The 5,557-nt window shown below is 51.8% G+C and carries 4 protein-coding genes and 2 pseudogenes; 2 read left to right on the plus strand and 4 right to left on the minus strand.

What is annotated here, in order from left to right; translation table 11 throughout:
* Window positions 1–635: 635 nt before the first annotated feature.
* From AX755_RS19220 to umuC, 3 genes and pseudogenes are all read right to left on the minus strand, one after another.
* Window positions 636–941, minus strand: a complete 306-nt coding sequence (locus AX755_RS19220) for a hypothetical protein (RefSeq protein WP_008325193.1) — start codon at window positions 939–941, stop codon at window positions 636–638.
* Between the two features lie 53 nt (window positions 942–994).
* Window positions 995–1,246 carry a type II toxin-antitoxin system Phd/YefM family antitoxin gene (locus tag AX755_RS19225; protein ID WP_004118488.1) on the minus strand — a complete coding sequence of 84 codons (252 nt, stop codon included), beginning with the start codon at window positions 1,244–1,246 and terminating at the stop codon, window positions 995–997.
* Window positions 1,247–1,324: 78 nt separating this feature from the next.
* Window positions 1,325–2,467: pseudogene (gene umuC, locus AX755_RS19230) on the minus strand (translesion error-prone DNA polymerase V subunit UmuC); the annotation flags it as partial.
* Between the two features lie 61 nt (window positions 2,468–2,528).
* Between umuC and AX755_RS19235 the strand changes: the two are divergent.
* Both AX755_RS19235 and AX755_RS19240 read left to right on the plus strand, forming a co-directional pair.
* A complete protein-coding gene (locus AX755_RS19235) occupies window positions 2,529–3,536 on the plus strand; it encodes a tyrosine-type recombinase/integrase (RefSeq protein WP_008325196.1) in 1,008 nt (335 codons plus the stop codon).
* Complete coding sequence (locus AX755_RS19240) at window positions 3,520–5,130, plus strand: hypothetical protein (RefSeq protein ID WP_023294860.1); 1,611 nt, start codon at window positions 3,520–3,522, stop codon at window positions 5,128–5,130. Before AX755_RS19235 ends, AX755_RS19240 begins: the two co-directional genes overlap by 17 nt.
* Here AX755_RS19240 and AX755_RS19245 read toward each other — a convergent pair.
* Window positions 5,065–5,557, minus strand: a pseudogene (locus tag AX755_RS19245) (IS1-like element IS1B family transposase); the annotation flags it as partial. The gene AX755_RS19240 and the pseudogene AX755_RS19245 overlap by 66 nt on opposite strands.

Genomic DNA, 5,557 nt, shown 5'->3' on the forward strand with positions numbered 1-5,557 from the left:
CTGGGACCACGGTCCCACCTGCGTCATCGGTCAGGTTATCTGACTGGGACCACGGTCCCACCTGCGTCGTCGGTCAGGTTATCTGCCTGGGACCACGGTCCCACCTGCGTCATCGGTCAGCTTATCGGCCTGGGACCACGGTCCCACCTGCATCGTCGGCACATTATTAGTTTGGGACAACGGTTAAGCAATGCCTGTCACGAACAGGTATTGGCTTGTCGCCAGCAACCTGTTGAGCGGAGTAATCACGCAGCAGGGCGGCTATTACAGGTGATGGTGAAAGCTCTGTTGGGATCTGAACGAAGCATGTTGAGTGAAATTTGCAAAATTTCGCGGGGTGTGCGGCTTAATTTTAAATTTCCGCCAGCATTTTTAAAACCAGCTGCCGCCGCTGCGCGTTGGCCGGTCCTTCGTCCGGCCGGTAACCAGTCCCGGCCGTTCTTACGACCCTGGATGAACATGGTCCCGTCATCAGCGTCTCCAGTGTGATGTCGTTTGTCACGCCGTCCGAGGGGATATCAGGGACACAACATATGGTAGAAAAAGCAGCTGTCTGAGACACAATATATTGATTATCCACAGTAACGGGGGATAACCGTGTGGGTAACATATTGAAAGTCCAACACGTTATCTGATTAACTGACTTTGTAAACGCCGCTGAACCATGAAAAAAATCCGGGGGAATCATCACAGCGCATAAACATACCGTTTTGTTTTTGGGTGACGGCAAGGAGGCCCCTGTTATCACCACATACCTTGTCAAAGGTTTCCATTCCTATCCTTATCAGGCTCTTTTCGTTATTTTCGGGAGAGATCCGGAGATGTTTTGTCAGCCAGACAGGATAGGTATCAGCGTTACGCCAGTACTGCAATTCAATCACTGAAGCCATTCCCCAGATAGTGAAGAATAAGAAAACCACACCTGCGATTTTGCTACCCATATTGTTCCTTAACATTGATTTAATACATTCCTTGCTCCTCGCACCGGAGCACATCACAGATACTGATTGAGATCCACTTCACGCAGCGGCTGGTTTTGACGTTCTGTGATCAATTGCACCAGGTCTTTTTCGTCCAGCGCATCGAGCATTTGTTCATACAGAGCCGCGGGCACACAATAAAAAACAGGGCGGTTGCGGTCAATAATCGCGACCGGGTAGCCGCCGCCGGCACTGGCGGTGGCCACCGGATCGTTTTTAAGTTCGCTGATGCTGGCAGTCACATCACACAGAATGATATTTGTCATGGTTCCCCCCTGAGACAAGTCATCTGTATGATCGGTAAAGTAAGCTCTTGCAGCAAGTCCCGTCTGTCATTTCGACGGTCAGAAACGGGCAACCGGCAGCTCCTTCCAGCGGGTGGTATATGCCGGTGACAGCATCTCCCGTTTCATCTGCCAGTCCGGCGCAATACCCCGTCCGGCAAACCAGACTTTCCCGAGTCCGGAATGATTAATGCCGTCGAGCACCTTCATCAGCGCATCGCTGTGCGGCCGTGGCTGCACGTCATCGAACAGATTCAGCTGCGCGACGCCGTTCGGACTGAAATCATTGAGCATTATCCCCGCTTTTGCGTAGCGGTGGCCATCGAGCCAGATCCTGTCCAGAGACCTGACCGCTGCCGCGATAATGTCCCGGGTGTCACGGGTAGGGGTGTTCAGTTTTTCCGTGGCCACGTTACCGTAATACGGCTCATTAACCGCAAAAGGGGACGTCTTGATGAAGGTGCTGATATGCCGGCAGTACTGTCGCTCACCGCGCAACTTTTCCGCCGCGCGCTCGGCATACTGGCAGACGGCCTGGCGCATTTCTTCGTAGGTGGTGATCCGCTGCCCGAAGCTGCGACTGCAGACAATCTGCTGTTTCGGCGGCGGCGCTTCCTCCAGCGAAATGCAGCTCTCGCCGTTCAGCTCACGTACCGTGCGCTCCAGCACTACGTTGAAGTTTTTCCGGATAAATGTGGGGTTCGTCAGCGACAGCTGCAGGGCAGTGGTGATCCCCATAACGTGCAGCTTTTTCGCTATCCGGTTCCCCACGCCCCAGATTTCTTCCACCGGCTGCAGGCTGAGTAATTTTGCCGTTCTGCGTGGATTTTCGGGCGACAGCGCCAGCACCCCACTGAATTGTGGCCATTCCTTTGACGCCCACTGCGCCGATTTGGCCAGTGTTTTTGTGGCGCCGAAGCCGACACCGATCGTCAGTCCGGTTCCACTGAGAACATGCCCACGCAGCTGCCTGCCAAAATCCTCCAGATCCATACAGTGGCCAATTCCTCGGGCATCCAGGAAACATTCGTCAATTGAGTATTGTTCGACGCGGGGCGACAGCTCTTCCAGCAGGGCGACCACACGGTTACTCAGGCTCGCGTAGAGCTCGTAGTTGCTGGAAAAAACGTACAGTTTTTCAGGAAACTGCGCCTCTTTGAGCTGGAACCAGGGGGTTCCCATCTTTATACCCAGCCGTTTGGCTTATATGTTATTTGGAATTGACTATCCTTAGGTTGTGCTTTCTGACTCGGAAGGAAAGTGTATGCGTGCATCGTTGCTGGCATCTTTACCTTACATGATGGCTGAGCCTACAGCTTTTCGCTGGTTATGCTTACAGGAAAGTTTGCTGAAGGCGCCAAATACGGTTGAAGCTTATGCCCGTGGGATCGATGATTGGCTGCGTTTTTGTCGCCAGAATGATGTGAGCCCTACAGAAGCCAGCCGGGAGATCCTGGCTTTGTATGTTCGGCATCTTAATATCTCCCGCAATCTGGCGGCTGCCAGCCTTCGTCATCGACTCACTATCGTTCGATTATATTGTGACTACCTGCGAGAAGAAGGATTAATAGTACTGAACCCCGTTATGAGAGGCAGCTGGCATCCTGGCGGAGGTGGGCGCAGGGGGCTCATTCAGGCACAGCGACGCCTGCCATGGATACCGAGTGACCGTGACTGGGAAAACTTACTTATCGCAGCCCGCCAGACCACAATACGTAATCGTTTTATGCTATCTCTTGCGTACGACTGTGCCCTGCGCCGGGAAGAGTTGTGCTCCGTTGCTACCGGCGATATTGACCCTTCTCGTCGCTTGCTAACAGTTCGGGCTGAAACGACAAAAACTAAGCGAGGTCGGGTTGTGCCCTATTCTGTCGTAACCGGAGAGTTATATTTCCTCTGGTTAGCAGAACGGCGACAATTAAATACTTCCCGTGGCCCACTGTTTCTTTCTTATTCCTGTCGCAACAGAACTGCGCCAATAACCCGGTGGACCTGGTCCAAGATCGTAAGGTCGTTGGCAATGCAGGCGGGGCTACCCCAATTGAGTACGCATACCTTCAGACATCTATGTCTGACCGATCTCGCCAGAGCTGACTGGGATATTCATGAGATCGCTACGTTTGCCGGCCATCAGAGTATCCAGTCAACGTTACTTTATATCCATCTTAGTGCGCGTGATCTTACGGAAAAATTTAACGCAGGTATGGCGTCGATACATGAACATCGGTTACACCATTTAAAGGGGGACAATACGGATGGCAATGAAAACTGAATATGATGCGCCAGCCCCTTTTGACTACGAAGTATGGCAACCTGATCCTGACTGGGATTGTTCTCCCGAATTACAGCCGATTGAACGAGATACTTTGATAAAGCTGGCTCAGTATGTTGTTGGACGTCATAAACAAAACTGGTCGAACTGTGTAAGACAAAGGCTTTCTCGCCTGATAATTCCACTCAGAGCAGCATTAAAGTGGATGAATGCCGCATCCACAACAACCAATTCTGCAATTCATGACATCATTCTGGAAATGCACCGGCTGGAAAAAAACTACTGGTCATGGACCCAGGACGACTGGCTCGAAGTGCTGTGCAGCAGTGAAGAGGTATTTCGCAAAAAATATGGCAGCTGTGGTAATTGTCGACAGTATGTCCTCGCGATTGCTTGGTTACTGTGCGGATTTAATCGACTTGAGGCGGCTGGCTGCTTTTATCATTATCGGCTTTCTGTCAAAGTTTTTGGCCGCCCGGCGACAGAGGCGGCGGTAAACAAGCTTCAGGAGAACATGCAGCGCCTCGGCTTTGTCGCTGCTGACAATAACATTCGTAATGCGCTACTGCTGTCTATGCTTTGTCAGCGGCAGGTTGATCCTGAAAAATTGGAACTGGAAACACTTAAGCGAGTAATAACTTACGGGCCTGTTTATATGCGTCGCTCTGCGGCCACCTTGTCAAGGATATTTGCTGCGATGGGGCTGTTCCCAGCGGGCATTGACCATCGTATTCTTGAGCGCAGACGGCCTCACGGGGAATATCGTGCAACCAGTAACGTTCCGGAAGAATGGTTGCGATGGTGTGAACGCTGGCGTAAAACCGCTATTAAAGCACCATCATCTGAACTCAGTACATGGTACCGCATCCTGCAGTGTGGGCGCTGGCTGAAAGCCACTCACCCTGATATACATTCTCCTGCAGACTGGAGCCGGGACATCGCACTTGAATACGTAGCTGCAGTGTGTCAAATGAAAATAGGCCAGTGGTCTGAACCGCGCCATATGTATCAGAATCGAATAGGCCAGTTAATGACAGCCTCTGCACGGGCGGGGATTTTACAGGCTATCAGAGTTTTTTTTCGAGACCTTCAGGAATGGGGGCTTATTATCGTCCGATTTAATCCTGTCAGAACGTTCCGTTTACCCCGCGCTATCCGGGCCAGTATTGGCCCTGCACCAAGAGTCGTTGCTGATGATATATGGAGTAAACTTGTCTGGGCAGGGTTGAACCTGCAGGAGCAGGATCTGCATTATGGTGAACAACTTTACTATCGCTACCCATTTTCTATGGTTCGTGCATTATGTGTTCTCTGGCTGTTTGGTGGGTTGCGTCGTGATGAAATTTTGCGGATGCGAACAGGCTGTATACGCTGGCAAAATGATGAACATCAGGGCGGCTCTCGGATATGTTTGCTGGATGTCCCCGTGAACAAAACCAGCACGGCCTTCACCAAACCTGTTGATCCAATCGTAGGGGAATACATTGATTGCTGGGAAAAAGAACGAAATATAGGTAATGACTCCAACTTATTGATAGTGTTTTATGTTCAGATAATGCCCGATGACTTTGTCATGCAGCTCCACCGATTTTGAGAACGACAGCGACTTCCGTCCCAGCCGTGCCAGGTGCTGCCTCAGATTCAGGTTATGCCGCTCAATTCGCTGCGTATATCGCTTGCTGATTACGTGCAGCTTTCCCTTCAGGCGGGATTCATACAGCGGCCAGCCATCCGTCATCCATATCACCACGTCAAAGGGTGACAGCAGGCTCATAAGACGCCCCAGCGTCGCCATAGTGCGTTCACCGAATACGTGCGCAACAACCGTCTTCCGGAGCCTGTCATACGCGTAAAACAGCCAGCGCTGGCGCGATTTAGCCCCGACATAGCCCCACTGTTCGTCCATTTCCGCGCAGACGATGACGTCACTGCCCGGCTGTATGCGCGAGGTTACCGACTGCGGCCTGAGTTTTTTAAGTGACGTAAAATCGTGTTGAGGCCAACGCCCATAATGCGGGCGG

This window comes from Enterobacter sp. SENG-6, from assembly GCF_001605945.1.
Classification (GTDB): domain Bacteria; phylum Pseudomonadota; class Gammaproteobacteria; order Enterobacterales; family Enterobacteriaceae; genus Enterobacter; species Enterobacter cloacae.